17 protein-coding genes and 1 pseudogene are annotated in these 19730 nt (G+C 46.4%); 7 read left to right on the forward strand and 11 right to left on the reverse strand.

Going from position 1 to position 19730, the window contains the following annotated elements; translation table 11 throughout:
• Positions 1 to 335: 335 nt before the first annotated feature.
• A pseudogene (locus QUA04_RS16420) lies at positions 336 to 461 on the forward strand (Uma2 family endonuclease); the annotation flags it as partial.
• Positions 462 to 640: 179 nt separating this feature from the next.
• On the opposite strand, the gene QUA04_RS16425 reads toward QUA04_RS16420, so the two are convergent.
• Positions 641 to 1708 carry an FAD-dependent oxidoreductase gene (locus tag QUA04_RS16425; RefSeq protein ID WP_333258375.1) on the reverse strand — a complete coding sequence of 356 codons (1068 nt, stop codon included), beginning with the start codon at positions 1706 to 1708 and terminating at the stop codon, positions 641 to 643.
• Between the two features lie 272 nt (positions 1709 to 1980).
• Here QUA04_RS16425 and QUA04_RS16430 point away from each other — a divergent pair, with 272 nt between their 5' ends.
• Positions 1981 to 2826: a YaaW family protein gene (locus tag QUA04_RS16430; RefSeq protein ID WP_333258376.1), complete on the forward strand. Its 846-nt coding sequence runs from the start codon at positions 1981 to 1983 to the stop codon at positions 2824 to 2826.
• A gap of 43 nt (positions 2827 to 2869) precedes the next feature.
• On the forward strand, positions 2870 to 4405 hold the full coding sequence (locus QUA04_RS16435) for an O-antigen ligase family protein (protein ID WP_333258377.1): 1536 nt from the start codon (positions 2870 to 2872) through the stop codon (positions 4403 to 4405).
• A 121-nt stretch (positions 4406 to 4526) separates the two neighbouring features.
• On the opposite strand, the gene glmS is transcribed toward QUA04_RS16435, so the two are convergent.
• The 4 genes from glmS to QUA04_RS16455 all read right to left on the reverse strand — a co-directional run bounded on the left by glmS (position 4527) and on the right by QUA04_RS16455 (position 10261).
• Positions 4527 to 6449 (reverse strand): glutamine--fructose-6-phosphate transaminase (isomerizing), encoded by a 1923-nt coding sequence (gene glmS, locus QUA04_RS16440; RefSeq protein WP_333258378.1) that lies wholly within the window; start codon positions 6447 to 6449, stop codon positions 4527 to 4529.
• Between the two features lie 160 nt (positions 6450 to 6609).
• Entirely contained in the window at positions 6610 to 6855 is a 246-nt protein-coding gene (psaC, locus tag QUA04_RS16445) for a photosystem I iron-sulfur center protein PsaC (RefSeq protein ID WP_015175986.1), read from the reverse strand.
• A gap of 709 nt (positions 6856 to 7564) precedes the next feature.
• Positions 7565 to 8845, reverse strand: coding sequence for a chloride channel protein (locus QUA04_RS16450; protein WP_333258379.1), 1281 nt, complete (start codon positions 8843 to 8845; stop codon positions 7565 to 7567).
• A 510-nt stretch (positions 8846 to 9355) separates the two neighbouring features.
• Positions 9356 to 10261 carry a CoB--CoM heterodisulfide reductase iron-sulfur subunit B family protein gene (locus QUA04_RS16455; RefSeq protein ID WP_333258380.1) on the reverse strand — a complete coding sequence of 302 codons (906 nt, stop codon included), beginning with the start codon at positions 10259 to 10261 and terminating at the stop codon, positions 9356 to 9358.
• Between the two features lie 384 nt (positions 10262 to 10645).
• On the opposite strand from QUA04_RS16455, the gene acpP reads away from it, so the two are divergent.
• The 4 genes from acpP (at position 10646) to QUA04_RS16475 (ending at position 14383) form a co-directional block, all read left to right on the forward strand.
• A complete protein-coding gene (gene acpP / locus QUA04_RS16460) occupies positions 10646 to 10900 on the forward strand; it encodes an acyl carrier protein (protein WP_333071912.1) in 255 nt (84 codons plus the stop codon).
• A 97-nt stretch (positions 10901 to 10997) separates the two neighbouring features.
• A complete protein-coding gene (gene fabF / locus QUA04_RS16465) occupies positions 10998 to 12251 on the forward strand; it encodes a beta-ketoacyl-ACP synthase II (RefSeq protein WP_333258381.1) in 1254 nt (417 codons plus the stop codon).
• A gap of 108 nt (positions 12252 to 12359) precedes the next feature.
• Positions 12360 to 13664 (forward strand): AAA family ATPase, encoded by a 1305-nt coding sequence (locus QUA04_RS16470; RefSeq protein WP_333258382.1) that lies wholly within the window; start codon positions 12360 to 12362, stop codon positions 13662 to 13664.
• Positions 13658 to 14383 carry a DUF4276 family protein gene (locus tag QUA04_RS16475; RefSeq protein ID WP_333258383.1) on the forward strand — a complete coding sequence of 242 codons (726 nt, stop codon included), beginning with the start codon at positions 13658 to 13660 and terminating at the stop codon, positions 14381 to 14383. The genes QUA04_RS16470 and QUA04_RS16475 overlap by 7 nt, the downstream gene beginning before the upstream one ends.
• Position 14384: 1 nt before the next feature.
• Here the strand turns inward: QUA04_RS16475 and QUA04_RS16480 are convergent, their stop codons facing one another.
• The 6 genes from QUA04_RS16480 to QUA04_RS16505 form a co-directional block, all read right to left on the reverse strand.
• Positions 14385 to 15164, reverse strand: a complete 780-nt coding sequence (locus QUA04_RS16480; RefSeq protein WP_333258384.1) for a DUF6816 family protein — start codon at positions 15162 to 15164, stop codon at positions 14385 to 14387.
• A 258-nt stretch (positions 15165 to 15422) separates the two neighbouring features.
• Positions 15423 to 15827 (reverse strand): ChuX/HutX family heme-like substrate-binding protein, encoded by a 405-nt coding sequence (locus tag QUA04_RS16485; protein WP_333258385.1) that lies wholly within the window; start codon positions 15825 to 15827, stop codon positions 15423 to 15425.
• Between the two features lie 119 nt (positions 15828 to 15946).
• A complete protein-coding gene (locus tag QUA04_RS16490) occupies positions 15947 to 16900 on the reverse strand; it encodes a PhoH family protein (RefSeq protein ID WP_333170851.1) in 954 nt (317 codons plus the stop codon).
• A gap of 374 nt (positions 16901 to 17274) precedes the next feature.
• Positions 17275 to 17775: a KH domain-containing protein gene (locus tag QUA04_RS16495; RefSeq protein ID WP_333048224.1), complete on the reverse strand. Its 501-nt coding sequence runs from the start codon at positions 17773 to 17775 to the stop codon at positions 17275 to 17277.
• The gene (gene rpsP, locus QUA04_RS16500) at positions 17747 to 18031 is read right to left on the reverse strand and encodes a 30S ribosomal protein S16 (protein WP_242721878.1); all 285 of its coding nucleotides are present in this window, start codon (positions 18029 to 18031) and stop codon (positions 17747 to 17749) included. Before rpsP ends, QUA04_RS16495 begins: the two co-directional genes overlap by 29 nt.
• Positions 18032 to 18112: 81 nt before the next feature.
• Positions 18113 to 19447, reverse strand: a complete 1335-nt coding sequence (locus QUA04_RS16505) for a D-alanyl-D-alanine carboxypeptidase (RefSeq protein ID WP_333258386.1) — start codon at positions 19445 to 19447, stop codon at positions 18113 to 18115.
• Positions 19448 to 19730 lie beyond the last annotated feature (283 nt).

Genomic DNA, 19730 nt, shown 5'->3' on the forward strand with positions numbered 1-19730 from the left:
TTCTTTGAACACAACTTGATATTTTTTATTATATCATATTAGTTGTTTGTGTAATTAATTTTGTTTGACTACTTACTTACGTAGGATCTCGGATAGAAAAGGATCTCTGCCCGACTCTAGCTTTAGATAATTTTGACCTAATAGTAGAAACGCAGGACCGGACTTGAGTCGCTCAGAAAGTTCGCTGGTTAACTGAGTCATATAATTAGACTAGCTTTTTCCATGTATCTACTGGATCGTAACAGCTAGAGAGACAAGTTGCAGGCGACTTATCAGATTCATGACCACAAATCGATCGACAATGGCTAGGCTATAACAGAGCATCAGTTTGATCGCGAGTCGATCGCGTCGAGCAAACACAACGAGATGCCATCCCCCAACTACTGGCAATGGGTTTAACCGTCGAACAAGTTGCCCAGGCGCTTTCTCTGTCGGTGGAAGAGGTGCAGCGATTGGGATAAAGGGTGGCTACTCCAAAGGCTGTGGTCATCGCTACCTCCCGCCATCGCGTACACCTGCGCCGATATTCATGCCGGACGGTATTATCACGTTCGAGCGTAAGGTAATCTTCGGGGCTAAAGCCAGACGGGATGGCAATCATAGCGTTAGAGGCAAAATCGATACATTAATTTTAGCCATATTACCAATTTAGGTTTGAATCTAACGGCCAATTCTGCAACTGAGAATTCACCCAATTAGCAGCCGCCAAACCCGATCGCAAAGCAGCTTCTATTTGGCCTTCCCCGCACAAATCCCCCGCACAAACCAGCGGCAAAGTCCCCCCAGCAGCCAAACAAGAAAGAGGCAAAGGATTTCGACAAAAAGCATACCGCCAGCGGTGAACCTGCAACCATTCCGGCTGTTTCAGCCAAGGGATTAAATATTCAGAAGCTATCGAAAGCAATTCTTGACCAACAGTTTCCAAATCAGCAGCTTGTAAATAGCGTTCTGCCAAATTTGGGCTGCTGTGAAACACAAACACCGGCTGCTGCGGATCGAGCCGTTTGCTGCTGTCCAAACCAACCCAAGCTAAATCAGAATTATCGGGAAAAGAAACACATTTCCACGGCGGATTTAGATTACTTAAATCTTGCTGTTTTGTCGCAGAATAGCCAGCCATAACCGTAATGCAAGGGTCGTACTCCACAGAACGCAATTTGTCAAAAAAATCAGATTTCAAACCAATTTCCGGATTCAAAAACATTAAAGCTTGAGGAGCCGGAATTGCCACAACCACAGCCTTAGCAATCAATTCTTGAGGTATCTCTAAATTGCTGTCAGTAACTTCTAGGGAAAGATGCCACATTTGGTTATCTGTAGTAGAAATAGCTTGTACGCGGCGGCCCAACCAAATTTCTACACCCTCCGCCAGATACTTACCGATAGCATTCATACCCGCAGGTGCGACATAACAAGAACTAGCAATAGCAGAAAGTTTCCCCTGTCTGAATTCCCAGACAGTATCAGTCCAGAGTTTGAGGATGTGCCGATCGACCAAAACGTCAATTAACCCCTGCACCGCATCCCCCTGCGGTTCGAGATACCGCGCCCCGTGATCAGCCCGAGTACCCTGTACACGGCGGGTAGCCACACGTCCCCCCACGCCGCGAGATTTCTCAACAACCGCCACAGAATAACCAGCTTGGCGCAACCGTTGAGCGCAACTGAGCCCCGCCATACCCGCACCAATCACCGCAACATCGAACATAATCAATCAGTCAGCCTTGTGAATCTAAACATCAGCTTAAAGGTTGCAAGCTGAATTTGTACCTTACCGATGACTCAAAAGAGCCGTAGCTTGCCGGGCCCGACGCCATCGCCCTGCACCAAGTAGTAGAATAAAGGACAGCACGAATCCATGATTAAGACCCGATCAAAAAATGCCACTGTAGGTAAATCCTAAATCCTAATGGTTGTGAACCAGCAGCAATCTAAAATCTAAAATCTAAAATCTAAAATCGAATAGGGGAGGGCAAAATTTTGGACGAACTCAGAGCAGCACTCGAATTGACAACAGAAGAAGAATTGCAGCAACTAACAGAACTTCTGTTCAGCCGCAAGTTTAACCCTTTAGATTACGTGCAAACCCCCGCACCGATAGATGTACAAAGTCGCGATCGCCAAGCATGGCTCGACGCAGTAGAACAGCGGTTTCGCTATCTTGCAGCCGACGGGTTGACGGTACTCAGAGGGCGAACCGAACAAGTAACTTACAGACAAGCACTAATTCAAGTTTGTCGCTATCTCAAAATCCCTTATCCCAAACAGTTGTCAACCACCGACTTAGAGGCTGAAGTATTTCTGCACTTAATGGGCCGCGCGTGGAAGCGTTTGCCGGCAGATGAACAGCAAGCGCTGACACTGCGCGTACAGCGAGCGATCGTTGATTCAAAACTCTCAGAACCCCTGCCAATTTCTGCTGAAAAAGACCCGCTGGGTTTACTGTTCAAAGGCGGCAGCGCTTTAGCTGTTAGTTCCATCTTAAAACCAATGCTGCTCAAACTAATGGCAAATCAATTTGCGCTGCATTTTGCCACCTATCAAATGGCAAAACAAGGAGTGCTTGCAGGCACTGCAACTGCAGCAACCCAGTTTCAAAATTATGTCGCAATTCAGACGGCGCGGCGCGGTATGGCGGTGAGTGCGGCTCGTTACGGTGCAACGCGGAGCGTATTTTCGTTGGTCGGCCCGGTGATGTGGACTTGGTTTTTAGCGGATTTGGGTTGGCGATCGATTTCCACAAACTACGGCCGCATTATCCCGACCATTTTTGCCCTAGCTCAAATACGCCTGACGCGATCGGAATGCGTTTGGGAACTAGCTTAACGATGGTAGATTGTAGATTTTAAATTTGAGATTGGGAGTATGGGTGAATATCAAAAATCGGTTGAAATTAGCTGCCAAACTGACAGCCGAAAATCTCAAATCTCGCCTCCAAAAACATCCTGATCCCCGCCTGCAAATTCCTTGGAATTTCGCCCAAGTGGGGATGCTGATTTTTCCCTTAATTCCCATTTTGGGAGCTTTAGCTTTATTCCTGGGATTGGCCGGCACTTGCAAGCAAAAGTTCCGTCAAATTAGTCGCCGCCCGCTGAATAGGGGCTTTGCGATTCTGAGCGCGCTGCTAGTCATCACAGCGGTTTTTGCCCACAACCGCATTGCGGCTTTTATAGGGTTGTACAATTTCTTGCCGTTCTTTATATTGTTTGCCGCTTTCAGCAGTTTAATTCAAACTCTGGCTCAATTGCGACAATTGTCTTGGATGATTGTAATTAGTTCAATTCCAGTCATAATTTTAGGCCTGGGACAGCAATTTTTAGGTTGGAGCGGCATCGATCAATTGCAGCCTGTTTTTGGCTGGGTACTCGAACCCAAAGGCAATCCCCCCGGCCGCATGGCTTCTGTATTTATGTACGCAAATATTTTAGCTTGCTATCTGACAATTGCTTTTATTTTAGCAATGGGACTGTGGATGGCAGAAGGCAGAAGGCAGAAGGCAGAAGGCAGAAGGCAGAAGGCAATAATTAATGAACTGCAAATTACCAATTCCCAATTACCGATTCCCAATTCCCAATTCCCAATTACCGCTTTCCAATTACCGCTTCCCAATTACCGCTTCCTATTTTTAAGTTTTGCAGTGATCGGAAATGCTGTTGCTTTAATTTTTACTAATTCTCGCAATGCTTGGGGGCTGGTAGTTTTGGCCGTTTTGGCTTTTGCACTTTATGCGGGTTATAAAAAATTATTAGCTGCGGTTTGTACCGTGGCTAGCACAGTTTTTTTGTCTGCTTTTGGCCCGGAACCTTTACGGCACTATTTGCGAATAATTGTCCCCGCTTTCTTTTGGGCTAGACTCACCGACGAGATGTTCCCAAATCGACCGACTGCTACTTTGAGAAAAACTCAGTGGGAATTTGCTTGGTCGATGACTCAGCAGCGTCCTTGGACTGGTTGGGGATTGCGAAATTTTACGCCTCTCTATCAAGCTCAGATGCAAGAATGGCTCGGTCATCCTCACAGTTTGATACTGATGTTGACTGCGGAAACGGGAATACCCGCAACGCTTTTTTTGTTTGGTTTAGTTGGTTGGGTTTTGGCTAGGGGTGTTTTCCTGCTGGCGAATTGGCCACTTTTTTCGGCAGATATCAAACACGAGCAAATAGCAACACAGGATGTAGCGGAAAATGCTTTAGCGAGCAATCAAAAATATATAATCAATAGCAAAAGTCAGGTGGTTTGTCAAGATTTAAGAGCGGCCGATCGCCTAATTTTTTTCAGTTATTTATTAGCCTTCGCCGCCTGTACGCTTTTTAACACTGTAGATGTGACGCTGTTTGATTTTCGACTCAATACTACAAGCTGGGTGCTGTTGGCGGCGATTTGGGGTGTGTGCGAGGGGGAATAGTTTTGAGTTGAGGAATTGGCATTGGGTATTGGGAATTGGGCATTGGGCATTGGGAATGAGAAATTCAGTAATTAATCTTCCCTCTTCCTTCTTCCCTCTTCCCTCTTCCCTCTTCCTTCCTTTACTCCACCGTCACCGACTTCGCCAAATTTCGTGGCTGATCCACATCCAAACCCCGACGCGCCGCAATGTGATAAGCCAACAATTGCAGCGGAATCACTGTCACAATCGGCGACAACAATTCATCCACCAAAGGCACCGGCAAAATGTAGTCAAAAATCTCGGCTTCCGCCACACCTTGCTTCGGCGTAACCCCAATTAAACGGGCGTCACGCGCCTTCGCTTCTTGAGCGTTGGAAAGCACTTTTTCGTAGACGCTACCGGGCATGGCGATCGCCACTACAGGCACTTTAGCATCCAAAAGGGCGATCGGGCCGTGTTTCATCTCTCCCGCCGGATATCCTTCAGCGTGAATGTAGCTAATTTCCTTCAGTTTCAGCGCCCCTTCCAAAGCAATTGGAAAGTTAATTCCCCGCCCCAAAAAGATAAAATCTTGTGTGTCTGTAAACTGGTGGGACAATTCCTCGACATACTGTTCTTGAATCTCCAAATACTTCTCAATTTCTGTCGGTAACTGGCGCAAACCAGTAATAATTTCTGCCAATCTCTCAGTGCTAATTGTTTGTCGCTGGTGCGCCAAATCCAAAGCTAAGAAATAAAATGCCATCAACTGAGTGACAAAAGTTTTAGTCGCAGCAACGCCGATTTCTATACCAGCGTGGGTATTGATCACGTGCGGCATCATGTGGGCGATCGAACTTTCAGTCCTGTTAGTAATCCCTAACATTCTCGCCCGGAATTTATCAGTAAAACCCGCGCGGCGCTGCTGTTCCATCCCCAAAGCAGCCAGCGTGTCCGCCGTTTCTCCCGACTGTGTTACCCCAATAGTTAAAGTATTTGCTGTCAGCGGTGGCGGTGCGTAGCGGTACTCCGAAGCGTACTGCACGGCAGTGGGAATATTAGCTAATTGTTCCAACAAATATTTGCCGATTAGCGAGGCGTGCCAGCTCGTTCCGCAGGCGAGAATTGAAATTTGTTCGACATCGGCGCAAAGTTCATTGGGCAAGTTGAGATTGATGGGAGAGCGCGGATTTCCTGGCTGCCAATCGCTGTCTAAATAAGCCTCCAGACAAGCTCTGACTACGGCTGGCTGTTCATAAATCTCCTTGTGCATGAAGTGTTTGAAGCCTTGTTTTTCGACTAAAACTGGACTCCAACCAAGGATGCGCGGGCTTTTTTTGAGCCTTTCTCCTGCAAAGCTGTAAACTTCTACTCCCATCGGAGTTAGCCTTGCCAATTCACCATTTTCTAGAGACAAAACAGTGCGGGTGTGAGATACTAAAGCCGGCGTGTCGGAAGCGCAGAAAAATTCGCCAGCACCAAAGCCAATCACCAAAGGAGCTTGCTGTCTGGCGACAATTATTTCCTCGGGAAAATCTGCACAGATAACGGCGATCGCAAAAGCTCCTTCTAATTTATTTACCGCCTTTAAAACAGTTTCCAAAAACGATAAATCAGCAATTTTCTCGGTTGTTTTATATTTTCCGTCTTCGTTCTCCCTTCTTGCTTCTTTCAAAAATTCACCTATTAAATGAGGAATCACTTCTGTATCGGTATCCGAGACAAATTTATGTCCCTTTGCTTTCAATTCTTTCCGCAACTCCCGATAATTTTCGACAATTCCATTTTGAACTACCGCAATTCGCCCGTTATTATCCATGTGAGGGTGAGCGTTATATTCCTCTGGTTTGCCGTGAGTTGCCCAGCGGGTGTGTCCAATGCCGATGGGAGCCGGAGAGTCTATCTCTGCTAACTTTTCCCTGAGGTTGTGCAATTTGCCCTTGGCTCGGATGCAGGTAATTTGTCCTTCCGAGATGGTAGCGAGGCCCGCTGAATCGTAGCCCCGATATTCTAGTTTCTCCAATCCTGCTAGCAAAATCTCGCTTGCTGCTTGCGTGCCGATATAGCCAACGATTCCGCACATTTAACGTACTACTCCTGCTTAGCGATCGCAATAAAACTCAAGTTTTATCATTTTTACCTTCTTCCGGCCCCCGAATGCCGATTCCGCTACAAAAAAGAGGGGGCGATTAAATTGCCCCCTCTCTTGTACCCGTAATTTCGATCGGCGTGTCGATCGATATTTAGTAGGCTAGACCCATACTGCGAGTGGTTTCTGCTCCCAGGTAAACCCGGATGCTCAGAAAATCGGTGGGGCAAGCAGTTTCGCACCGCTTGCAGCCTACACAGTCTTCGGTGCGGGGAGAGGAGGCAATCTGAGCTGCTTTGCAGCCATCCCAGGGCACCATCTCCAAAACGTCAGTCGGACAAGCGCGGACGCATTGAGTGCAGCCGATGCAAGTATCGTAAATTTTGACTGAATGAGACATTGAATAAAGGCTCCCAACGAGTCACTAAAAATTTGCTGCCTCTGCGAATTAACAGATTTGACGGTGAGGTGCCACCGCTATAGCCTGCACAGAGAATTAAAGGTTAGTCTACCGCAGTGCCTGGAAGCACTTCGCGAAAAAGCGACAAAACTTCACAGTTATTCACCCTGGGAGTCTTATAGAACCCCTTTGGGATCTCTATCATTCGCCAACCGTTTGAGCATCAGCCTGATTAAATACAAATTGAGTTTAGCAGTAGGATTGGTGAGAGTGGGCTCAAAGTTCTTGACCAAACTGCGATGATCTTATCCGGGTGATACCCCTTACCCTTGCAGAATGGTAATCTTCGGAATATTGACGGGCCCGAGTGTGAAAATAATCGAGGTTGTGACTCAACATTTCAATCAAGCCACAGTCATCGGACACACTGGCTTTTGTGCAATGGATAAAAAACGGCAAGCTGACTGGTATCAACGGCTATAGCAATCCTAAGTGATTTTCTAGATATGTAAAATCTGAAAGTATTGCTATACAAGAAGTCTAGGAATACAAGAGGGCGTTGTGTTGTGAGACTCAGATCGGATTGCTATAGATGTTGTTTGATGCCATTGGTGCATTTGTAATGGCAGAAGCCTTTAGAGCCGATACTCGCAAAATGCACGTATTTTTCACCGCGACACGGAGTTATTAGAGGAATTCTAGCCGTTTGTTAATCAACTTTACGCTGTGAGCTAATGAAGGGAGATCGGGGAGCCAAAAAGAAACCCACAAGACTAGCGAAGAGAATCGGTGTAAAAGTGCTGAATCCTGTCAACTTGGCGAGTAGCAGAGTTGTACTAATTGGAGTGCGAGTAACTGTTGAATTCAGAGCAGCCATTACACAAATCATTGCCAAAGTCTCGTTGGAGGCGGGACTAATGATAGCGATTGCCTTTCCTAAACAGGCTCCTATAAAAAACAGTGGGATGATAATCCCCCCCCGCCAGCCTCCATTTACGGTCGTACTAATGGCAAACACTTTAGCAATAACTAAAGTTAAGACAACTCCCAAAGAAAAGTTGCCCTCAACAATTTTTTCAATTTGATGTTCACCAAAGAAACGAGTGAGCGGAAATAAAGCTGATAACACACCAAGTGCTAGCCCGGCTAAAGTAGTTCGCACATAGATTGGGCTGGGTATTGAATCAAACAAGCGACCAACAGTGCGAAATACAGCGATAAAAAACCACCCCATGAGCGCACCTACGATTCCATAAGCAATCGCTGCGCCAAAGTCATAAAGACTGTCCACATTGTATTGAGGAAAATGCCAGGTAGGACCAATTCCTAGCTGGGTAATTGCTACAAAGATGGTGTAACTTGCACAACTTGCCACAACCGCAGGTAATATTGCTTCAAAATACTCCACAACATTCTGATGATGCAGGATTTCTAAAGCAAAAAAAGTACCACCCAATGGAGCGCCGAACAAAACTGTAAAACCAGATGCCATGCCAGCAATACTCAAAGTTCGTAGTGCCTCTCCACCCAATTGAAAGCGATCGGCCAACCACGTACCAATTGAACCTGTGACTTGCACCATTGGTGCTTCTGGACCAGCACTGCCTCCACTTGCAATACTGATTAGCGACGACAGAATCATCGAAGGATTCTCGTTCATTGGTAACCGCCCGCCATTGAGATGAATATTGTCAATAATCAACCCTATTTCGCCAGGATTTCCCAGCCAATGAATGAGCAAACCGATGAGCAAGCCGGCAAGCGGCATGATGATTAGTAGAGAAAGTCCACTAAAATATTCAAATCCAACCATCATGTAAGACAAAAATATCCAATAACTTGCAGCAAACAAACCACAAATGATTCCTAGCATTGCCCATAGGAATACCGAACGTGTGAGATTTACTGGGTTTCGTTTCATTGCTGATTCCTTATCCATAACTAGGCAGTTAGGAACTCTTAAAAAACTATTTTGTGTAATTGTATACAACTTTTGTTTCTGTTGTCTGCATATTAACCTACCAACCACCACACTTGCTTTGGAGTGTAGATCCGGGCTATGGAATGCGAAGAGAGTGATCGCAGTCTAACAATGGCTGGCAAAGGAACTGAGGCATCGGTTATCAGTGGTGTAGCCACCGTGCAACGCCGTTCGCTGAAGCCCCCGTCGTTAGACCGCTTCATCTTTTGGTGGTGTCAATAGCTTAAAGAACCCATTTGGGCTCTCTGATGACGAGCTAAGATCAGAAATAAATGGCATTGTCGAGTAACTTCACCGACAACGGGTGATAACTCCGCAGCGCGATTGCTGCCCCACAAGAAGAAGACTAGACCACCTCTGGGGACAAAACGACAAATTGTGGACGGTATCTTCTATCAACTCAAGAGTGTATGAGCGCGATCGAGCTTCCCGCTAGCACTCGGGTATAATTCCGCTCTAACGGGATTTGATATTAGAAAGGAGTAAAGTCTTTACTACAAAGCCGCGCAAATCGATCGACTAAAAGCCTAATTTTTCTAACACGGGCTTAGTTGACACGATATGTCGATCGAGCCCTAGTTTTTTTGGCTCCACACCCAAAGCCAAAGCCACCAATTGCGACAAATGCAGCACCGGCAAACCCAACTTGCGCCCGATTACTTTTTCCACCTCCGGCTGCCGCGAATCCAAATTTAAATGACAAAGCGGACAAGGCGTTACCATACAATCAGCCCCATTGTCAATAGCATCTTGAATATGTTTGCCTGCCATCTGAAAAGATTGGTTAGTGGCATAACTCGCCAACGGCCAGCCGCAGCACTGCGTCCGGCCTCGATAGTAAACCGGAGTTGCCCCGATCGCCCGAAACACATTTTCCATCGATTCGGGTTGGTGCGGGTCATCGTAAAGCAGCTTATCCTGAGCTCGCAGCAGGTAGCACCCGTAAAAAGACGCGCACTTCAAACCCGAAAGCTTGCGGGTGACTCGCTTCTGCACCTCGTCGAGCCCGTAATCTACAACGATCGCCCACAAGAGATGTTTCACCTCGGTACTGCCTTGATAAGGCGAACAGCCTTGTTTTTTTAGTAAACCATTGACTTTTTCTATGTAGTTGGGATCGGTTTTCTGAGATTCCTTGAGGCGATCGTCCACATGACCGATTACCCCTTGACAAGTGCTGCAATGGGTCAGCAAAGGCAGATTCAGTTCCTCAGCCAAAGCAATATTGCGAGCGTTGACAGTATCTTCGAGTAACTGCGAATCTTCCTTGAAAGTGCCAGAACCGCAGCAGGAAGCTTTTTTGAGTTCCACCAGTTCAATCCCCAACGCTTGAGTTAGCGCCATTGTAGACAAGTAAAGTTCGCGGGCCGCCCCTTGGGCAACGCAACCGGGAAAGTAAGCATATCTGAGAGTTTGGGATGGCATAGTCGTTTCTGCTGGAGACACAAGGTTCGGGAAAAGAAACTTGAGCGATCGAAGTCGGGAGGCTTCCTGCTTAGTTTTCCCTCTTTATAATTAACGTATCACCGCCTAGCTAGGAGCCAATTGTCAGCTTTTCTCAAGCATTTTGAGTTGAAGACTGACGCACCATCGACCAAAAATCCGGTTCCTCAACGTTATCAGGTGGCTAAACGAGATGATTGATTTTGGGCTATTTGCGTTTTTTTGCCTTAGTCGTAGAGTTACTGCGATCGTCCGCGTCCCAATTGTCGCTGGCCCGTGTCACTTAGAAAAGCGGCCAGCCTTTCTCCTGCAGATCCCCCTTTCGGATAAGATTAGATACGCAGCAACCAATGAGGAGACGATGTTATGAGCCAAGACGACATTTTTGCTAGAGTCAAGAAAATTGTGGCAGAGCAATTGGAAGTCGATCCGAGCGAAGTCAAGCCCGAAGCCAACTTTGCTAACGATTTAGGAGCAGATTCCTTAGATACTGTAGAGCTGGTCATGGCCTTGGAAGAAGAGTTTGATATTGAAATTCCCGACGAAGCAGCCGAAGGAATTACTACGGTTCAAGCTTCTGTAGATTTCATCAGCAGCCAACTTGCAGCTCCAAAAGCATAAAATACCTGTCTTTTCCCCTAAGAGGAGAGAAGTTAGAAAACTGGAAACTCCTCTTTTGTTCTGCGTTCTGGGTGTTTAATTTTTTGAAACTGAAATCATGACAAATTTAGAGCGTAAGCGCGTTGTTATCACGGGTCTCGGCGCGATTACACCCATCGGCAATACCTTGTCCGAGTATTGGGACGGGTTGCTTGCCGGGAAGAATGGTATAGGCCCGATCACCTTATTCGACGCGTCGCGGCACGACTGCCGCTTTGCCGCAGAGGTGAAGGGTTACGACCCACACGACTATTTAGAGCGCAAGGAAGCAAAGCGGATGGATCGCTTTGCTCAATTTGGGGTGTCAGCGAGCAAACAAGCTGTTGCTGATGCGAAGTTTGAGATTAACGACCTGAACGCAGAACAGGTGGGTGTCATTCTTGGCACTGGCATTGGCGGCCTGAAGGTTTTGGAAGACCAGCAAGAGATATATCTGAATCGCGGCCCCGATCGATGCAGCCCGTTTATGATTCCCATGATGATTGCGAATATGGCCGCGGGCCTGACGGCGATTCAAACGGGTGCTAAGGGACCGAACTCTTGCACGGTGACGGCCTGCGCTGCCGGATCGAATGCGGTAGGTGATGCGTTTCGCCTAGTTCAGGGGGGTTACGCGCAAGCCATGATTTGCGGCGGTACGGAAGCTGCGGTGACACCTTTGTGCGTGGCTGGTTTTGCTGCGGCGAGGGCGCTTTCGACTCGCAACGATGACCCGACTCATGCTTCTCGTCCGTTCGATCGCGATCGTGATGGTTTTGTCGTCGGCGAAGGTGCTGGCATTCTGATTCTAGAAGAAATGGAACACGCTCTGGCGCGTGGCGCGAGGATTTACGCAGAAATCGTCGGCTACGGTTTAACTTGCGATGCCTATCACATGACTTCCCCAGTACCCGGGGGCGAAGGTGCATCGCGAGCAATGGCTTTAGCGCTCAAAGATGGGGGTTTGACGCCGGATCAAGTGAGCTATATCAACGCTCACGGCACGAGCACGCTTCCCAACGATTCTACGGAAACGAAAGCGATTAAGAAGGTTTTGGGAGATCACGCTTACAAAGTAGCAATTAGTTCTACCAAGTCGATGACCGGTCATCTTTTGGGCGGTTCTGGGGGAATTGAAGCGGTGGCGACGGTAATGGCGATCGCCAATGACAAAATCCCGCCGACAATTAATCTGGAAAATCCCGATCCTGAGTGCGATTTAGACTATGTTCCTCATACAAGCCGCGATCTAAAAGTTGATGTGGCGCTGTCGAATTCTTTTGGATTTGGCGGCCACAACGTGACACTCGCATTCAAGAAGTTTGTTCAGTAACGGCTAATCAGAAAATCGAGAGTGAAAAGGTAAAAAAATATTTTTTTACCTTTGTAGGGTAGGCATCTTGCCTGCCCTAACTTTCTGAAGTATAACCAGAGCGATCGTATGAATCAACCAATTATTCGATTTTTGACAACCAAGAATTATAAAAATCTACAGTTAGATCCCTCTGTAAATTTAAACAACCTTAATATATTTATCGGCTCAAACGGTTCAGGCAAAAGCAATTTTATTAGTTGTTTAAAATTTTTAAAAGATTGCCTAATAGCTATTCCCGACGAAAATCGGGGCGTGAGTAGTTTTGAGGATGCTATTTCTAAATTTGGCGGTGATAGAATCTTAGATGTCAATGTTGAAAGTCCGGCAAAGGTCAGTATAGCTTGCTGTTTTTCGCAAATTAACCAAACTGGTAATCTTCAAAAAGACAGCGCAATTCTTGATTTCAAACTTTATACCGATCGACAAAAAGTAAGGGCGAGCATTTCTGAAGAATATCTATATGGCGGAGAAGATTTGCAGGGAACTTCCACCAAGCCACCTTTCTATTACTATAAATTGCATAACAGAGAATTAGGGCAAGGAGTTTTATCTGTTTACAATTCTCCCGGTCAAGAGCCAACTCATTTTGAAACTTTAGATAACATTCCTACAAATTCTTTGGGTTTGTTGACAATTCCGACACTGCTTGAAAATAGTCAATTAGCACCAGAAAATACACCTGTTTACAAAATTAGAAGAGAATTAATTGGATTTATTTCACAATGGCAATTTTATAATGCCAATAACATGAATTTGAATTCTATTAGAATCGCACAACCTATAATAGGTGGAAGTGATATTTACCTATCTGCATCTGGAGATAATCTGCCCTTAGTTTTGGATAATTTAAGCCAAAATATCGACTTTGAAGATAGTCTGAACGAGGCGATGAAATCAATCCTGCCAAAAACTCGTCGCATTAAACCTGTACGTTTTGGTCGCCTAACTCTCACTGTACAATGGTATTTTGAAGATATCAAAGAAGAAGCATTTTACCTTAATGAAATGTCAGATGGAACTGTGAGGATGCTTTGTTGGGCAACTATTTTACATTCTCCACTTCTTCCTTCTTTGATAGTTATTGATGAACCGGAATTAGGATTGCACGTATCGTGGATGCCAATTTTAGCTGAGTGGATTAAAAAAGCTGCGACAAAAACTCAGATAATTATTACCACACATAGTCCCGACCTTTTAGATCACTTTACTGATTGTTTAGAGAATGTTCTTTGTTTTTATTCCGAAAATAGAACCCATTTCTCAGTCAAATCTCTTTCAAAAGAACTGCTGGAGCCAAAACTTGAAGAGGGATGGGAATTAGGTGACTTATATCGTGTTGGCGATCCTAGCATTGGAGGATGGCCATGGTAGTGTGGGTTTACTCTGGAGGTGGTGACGCTGAGGTTAGAGGATTCTTTCCTTTTTTAGACAAAACTTTTCCTGGGTGTAGATTTGAACGAAAAACACCGGTTATTAGAAAACCTGGCCCTAAAGCTAATAAAGCAGGTAGTTATGGAAGAACAGGTCAAAGCTTAATCGAGCAAATAAAGCAAGAATTACCGATTGCCTTAAAAGCAGAACCAAATAAATGCGACCTGATTTTAGTTTTTGACGATTTGGATTGTCGCGATTCTCAGGAAGAAAAAAAGAAAATAGAGAAAATATTAGAAGACGAGATATCAAAAATACCAGAATGTGCTGACATAAAAAAAATTGTTGGGTTTGCCGCGCCGGAAATCGAAGCTTGGATTATTGCTGATTGGAATAATTCAATAGCTAAACATTCAGATTTTAGAGGCAGACATGAACGTATGCGTTGGTGGCTGAGTACACAAAAAAAAGTTTCTTTTGAGAATCCCGAATCATTTAGTGAATATGATTCTCAAAGAGATTGCTGTCGAGAAAAACTATCAGAAGCTTTAATTGATTCAAGTGTTCAAGATGAGGTCGATCGCGATAAAGCACGCTTTTCTAAAGGATACCATACACCTTTGCTATTGATGGCAATCGATCCGAATGAAGTCCAGAAAAAATGTCCGTTATTTCGCGAACTCTATAACTATTTCACTAATTTTTGTCGTTCTTCTTAGCTTATTCTCCCGGTAACAACTCCAAGCGATATCGGTACAAAGCCACAGGATGCCCGCCCGCAGCAAAATAATCCGGGTCTTGCGGCGACAAATAAATCGCTGTCACCTGATCGGCTTCAATTCTTTTACTCGCTGAATCGCCATTTTCTCCGCCTCCAACAACTCGATAAGCGGTTGTTGTTTCCACCTCGTTTAAATAAATATCAGACTCTCCCCGAAACACCTGCTGAGAAATCTCTGTAGACACAAACTCGCGAGGATTCGGCGTCTCAGTTACCCGACTGGTAACAATCGAAATTAGTTGGCGTTCCCCTTTCAAAACAGTAATTTGGCGGTTGGGATTGGTCGGATCGACTTTCACCGAAAGTACGCCACCATCGCCTAAATAAGCTTTGGCAATATTCAAACCGTTAAAAGTGCGATCGGCTACAATCTTTTGAGCCTTTTTAAAGGTATAATTAGAAATTAACCCAAGATTTTTTTCAGCTTGAAATCGCACTTTAAATAAGACCGGCTGCTCCAAATACTGGCGGTTGCTTTCAAACCCTGGCGTGACAATATTTGGCGCTAAAGGAGCGGCTAAATCCACCAAAGTGCTCGCCACATTCCAATTGCCGGCCATCCAGTCGGGATATACCAAATCTCCCTTAGCTACAGCGATAGAAGGCTTGCTTTCCCAATTGGGAAAACTTGATATGCGATCGCCCAAAACCCCCGCTCTCGCAACGCCACCCGACAGCAACACCAACAAAGCCAAACAAAAACTCCAAATTACCTTCATACCCAATTACATTCAAACAACTAACTTTCTGTCTCTCTTTTCTTTCTCTTCTTTATCTCTTCTCTGCGTTCTCTGCGCCCTCTGCGGTTCATTAATTCAACAATTAGACAACTAATCAGTTAAACATCTTACTTTATACCATTTTCATAAACAGGCATCTTGCCTGTTTATGAAAATAAATGTTCTGATTGTGGGGAGTAGGGGTTGGGCATCCTACCCGCCCCCAATATGCAATTCAAAGGTGGAAAAACCTATTTTTTAAAGCGCCTCAACAGGTGCAGGTTCCCAAACATCCCCGTATTTTTCCTTCAATTCGTGCCAATTTTCCACCTGTCCCGGTTCGTATTCCCCCGGCTTTCCCCACTGCAAAAACGCACTCAAAGCAGCCTCATTTTGTTCGTCGAGAAAACGAATTGCATAAGTAGTGAAATTGCCTCTTTTCGCCTCCCCCGTTTCAAACTTCACCTGTTTTATTTTGTCCATATTTAGGTGAAACTCAAATATTTCGGCGTGCATATTGGCATACTTTCCCTTCGGCAACTCCGCATAAAACAGCTTGTGAATTGAACCGCGCACTTCCAGCACCGCCGCGCTGCTAGTCACGATTAAACGCAGCGTTCCCAATTGTTCGCAAGCTTCCAAGAACTCTTTCAGGTTAGGCATAATTTAATTTGGGAATTGGGTATTGGGTATTGGACTTTGAGCATTAGAACCAACAACAACTAACAATCAACCAATGACTACTGACTACTGACTAATGACTAATGACTACTGACTACTGACTATGTTTCGTGCAGTTCGTAAGCAGCGACAATCCGCTGCACTAGCGGGTGTCGCACCACATCCGCTTGAGAAAATTCGCAGAAAGCAATGCCCTCAACGTTGCGTAGAATGTTTTGGGCGACTGACAATCCCGACTGTTGGTTTGGCGGCAAATCTGTTTGAGTGATATCGCCCGTCACTACCATTCTCGATCGAAAGCCCAGACGAGTCAACACCATTTTCATCTGAGCCGGCGTCGTATTTTGAGCTTCGTCCAAAATTACGAAAGCATTGCTGAGAGTGCGCCCCCGCATATAAGCTAAAGGAGCTACTTCGATCAAGCCTCTTTCCATTAAATCAGCCATTTTTTCAGGGTCGATCATTTCTTGCAGGGCGTCGTAAAGCGGGCGCAAATATGGATCGACTTTTTGCTGCAAATCTCCAGGCAAAAACCCTAATTTTTCGCCAGCTTCCACGGCTGGCCTGGTTAAAATCAGCCGTTCGTACTGCTTGCTCAACAGCGCTTGCACGGCGAAAATAGCAGCTAGAAATGTTTTGCCAGTACCAGCGGGGCCAATGCAAAATGTCAGGTCGTGCGTGCGTACTGCTTGGACGTATTGCCGCTGCTTGAAGGTTTTGGCTCTAATTTCTTCCCCGCGGCGGGTTCTGGCGAGAACGTCTCGCTGCAAGTCTTGTAAATCGCCTTGGCGGTTGGTATCCAAAGCTTGGCGCGCCGTCTGGATTTCAACTCCGGTAATATTTTTGCCGGATTTCCAATAGTCGGAGAGCGATCGCACTAATTTATGACACAATTCTACTTGACTTTTTGTGCCTGAAATCAGCAGTTCTTGGCCTCGCATTACCAGGTTAGCCCCGGTTTGCTTAGAGATCATTTTCAAGTTTTCTTCTTGATTACCGGCCAGCGACATTGCGCTTTGAGTGCTCGGTAACTCTATTGTTAGTTTTTCATTCATGCCAACATAAGCTCCTCCAAATAAGCAATTAAAGGTTAACAACTAAGTGTTAAACGACTCACTACTTGCGAACAAAAAGACGCCCGTTACTAGGTTTTACCTAGTATCTAAGGCGTCTTTTAGATTTAGCTCCCCAATAAGTTTGGTGCTTGAGGCACAAATCAAATCTCCCTTCTAGTAAGTCAGGCAATTTTAGATTTTAGATTTGAAATTTTAGATCTTAGATTAACCCGATCCCGCTGACATTTGAAATTTCAAATTTTACATTTGTTTCCGATCACAAAACCGGCAATTTCAACCCTAACGGGGCTTGTAATACAAAGTTTACAACAGGCAATCTAAAATCTAAAATTCTTTCTGGGCTATGCAGTTAGTTAATAACCGGGAGTATTTCTGCTCGTTCTAAACGTAGGTGTGTTAGTACGGCGAGGTTGTTCTCTCGGAGTTCTGCTAGCTAAGGGACTCGGCGACGGAGGTGGCGTCCGGGGTCGGAAATCGCCTCGCGGCTCCCGCGAGCCACGATCTGGGCGGTCGCGATCTGGGCGATCCGGGCGATCCGGGCGATCGCCCCTGGGCGGGCCAGATCCACGATCGCCCGCTTCGCCATCGTATATATCTAAGTAGAGTGACTGACCCGCCGTCTGCGCCACCGCTTCAAGGGTAGTTCTAATGGCCTGAATATTGCGTCCGCCCCTACCGTAAACTCGCCCTTTGTCGGGATCTTCAAAAGCTAGACGAACCCAGACCCGCGATTGGCGCGGGTGCAGTTCGCAATCAACCCGCAAAGATCCGGGGGTCTCTAAAAACGGCCCAATTAAAAATTTAACCAGTCCAGCGTAGTTGGGACTAGCTGACTGCTGCTGTGCTGGATTCAACGTTGGCTCCGGCTCCGACTTGTTCAAATACATGGGCTTTTCTCAGGATGTCACGCACGGTGTCAGTTGGCTGAGCGCCTTCTTGCAGGCGCTTGACAATCGCTGGAACATCCAGCCTGGTTTCATTATTTCTGGGGTTGTAATAGCCGAGCTCTTCTAGGGGACGGCCGTCGCGGCGAGTAGAACTGTTCATCGCTACAATCCGGTAGCTTGTCTCGCGTTTTTTCCCGTATCTCTTCAATCGCAGTTTGATCATCTTCTTGCACAATAGTCTTGTTCCAATTCTAAGCTATTTTGTCAGCGCTCCTTCCCCGAACTGCAACTCAACCCCTATTTCTTAACCTCCCACCAAAATATCGCTACGATTTGCTGCCCCCAAGGCAGGTCTGGCGCCGTCAATGTGCGGTGTAATTGCTAGTGGCAAAATCGATGCACTTCCCCACTGCTGCACCAATTTTTGCAAAAATATATCTTGCTGCGCTCTCAAAGAGTCCCAATCGGTGCCGCGATTAATAATTGCAAACCAAACTAAACCCCGATCGCGCGTGGGTATGGCTCCAGCCAAAGCAATCACCGTGTCCAAACTACCAGTTTTCACCACAGCCGATCGCGGAATGTGCCGATGTGCCACAGTACCTTTATCGCGCCCGGACACCGGAAACAAGTCAGCAATCGTCAGCCCAGTAGTCTGAAGGTTGCGGGCGATCGCCTGCATCATCCCACAAGCTGCCCTCGGAGACATCTGATTTTCCACTCCCAATCCCGAACCGTTAACTAATTGGAGTTCATCCTCCGGCACCCCCGCAGCCCAAGTCGCTTGCTGCTGCACTATTTTTGCCCCGCCCAAATCGTCGGCCAGCATCTGAGCCATTTCATTGTCGCTGTGGACGTTCATCTGCTTGAGAATTTCGGCTAAAGGAAGCGATCGGCGCTTCAGCAGCAAACGCCCCGAAGTCACAAATTTCTCAGCAATGACGCTGCCGGCCACCGTTACTTGGGGCTTTCTAGTTCCTGGAGCCATCTTAGAATACATTGCCACCACGTCCGCAGGCCAATTGCTACCCTCAAGAGCTTGCCGCAGTATCTCCCCCGCAGCCAAAGGATCGGACTCGTAATTCATGCGAAAATTGCCTGTCACCACCAAATTTCCCGCCACGCGCTCGATACCCATTTGATTGAGAGCATTGCCAACGGCGATCGCCTCCTCCCACACAAACAGCGGATCGCCCCCACCGCTGACCACCAAATCTCCCTGCAATACACCATTGCTAATCGGCCCCGTTGCTAGGAAGCGCGTTTCAAACTGATAATCCGCGCCCCAAGTCTCCAGCGACGCCAGAGAAGTCGCAATCTTAGTCAGCGAAGCTCCAGGCATCAGCGTCTTCCCCTGCTGGCTTACCAGCGGCACCATTCCCGCTTGCACCCAAATTCCCTGATTCCCATCAATCAGGTTCTTGTCTTTTAAGTCTTTTAAATATTCCCGCACCGTCGCTTCTGCGGGCAAGTCTGGATTGGCCGCCTTTATTCGCCCAAAAGCCAAATCTTCGGCCACCACTAACCCGGGTATCCCTCCCCGCCAAGCCAGCACTGACGCAGCATTAGGCGCGGCAGTGCCTACCCCAGCCATGTCCAGCCACAGAGACATCATCCCTGAGCTAAATAAATCCAGCATTTTTTACTCCTAAAGTCAATCGATTTTAGATTTTAGATTTCAGATTGAAGAAAGCGCTCCCACTGATAAATCCGGGGGCAAGTGATCAGGAGGGGGAGCTTTTTTCTCGCTCCACGGATGAATCCGGGGTTCCCGGACTAAAGTGCTTGCGGTCATGTAAACTATTCCATTGATTTTTTCAATTGGCAGTCAAAAATAGTAAAGTAGTGACAAAACAAGTTCTATCAGAGTAGTCGGAAATGAGAATTGTCCGATCGCCCTAGTGAGCGGATTTTAGTTCTTT

The organism is Microcoleus sp. S13_C5 (assembly GCF_036700845.1).
Taxonomy (GTDB): domain Bacteria; phylum Cyanobacteriota; class Cyanobacteriia; order Cyanobacteriales; family Microcoleaceae; genus Microcoleus.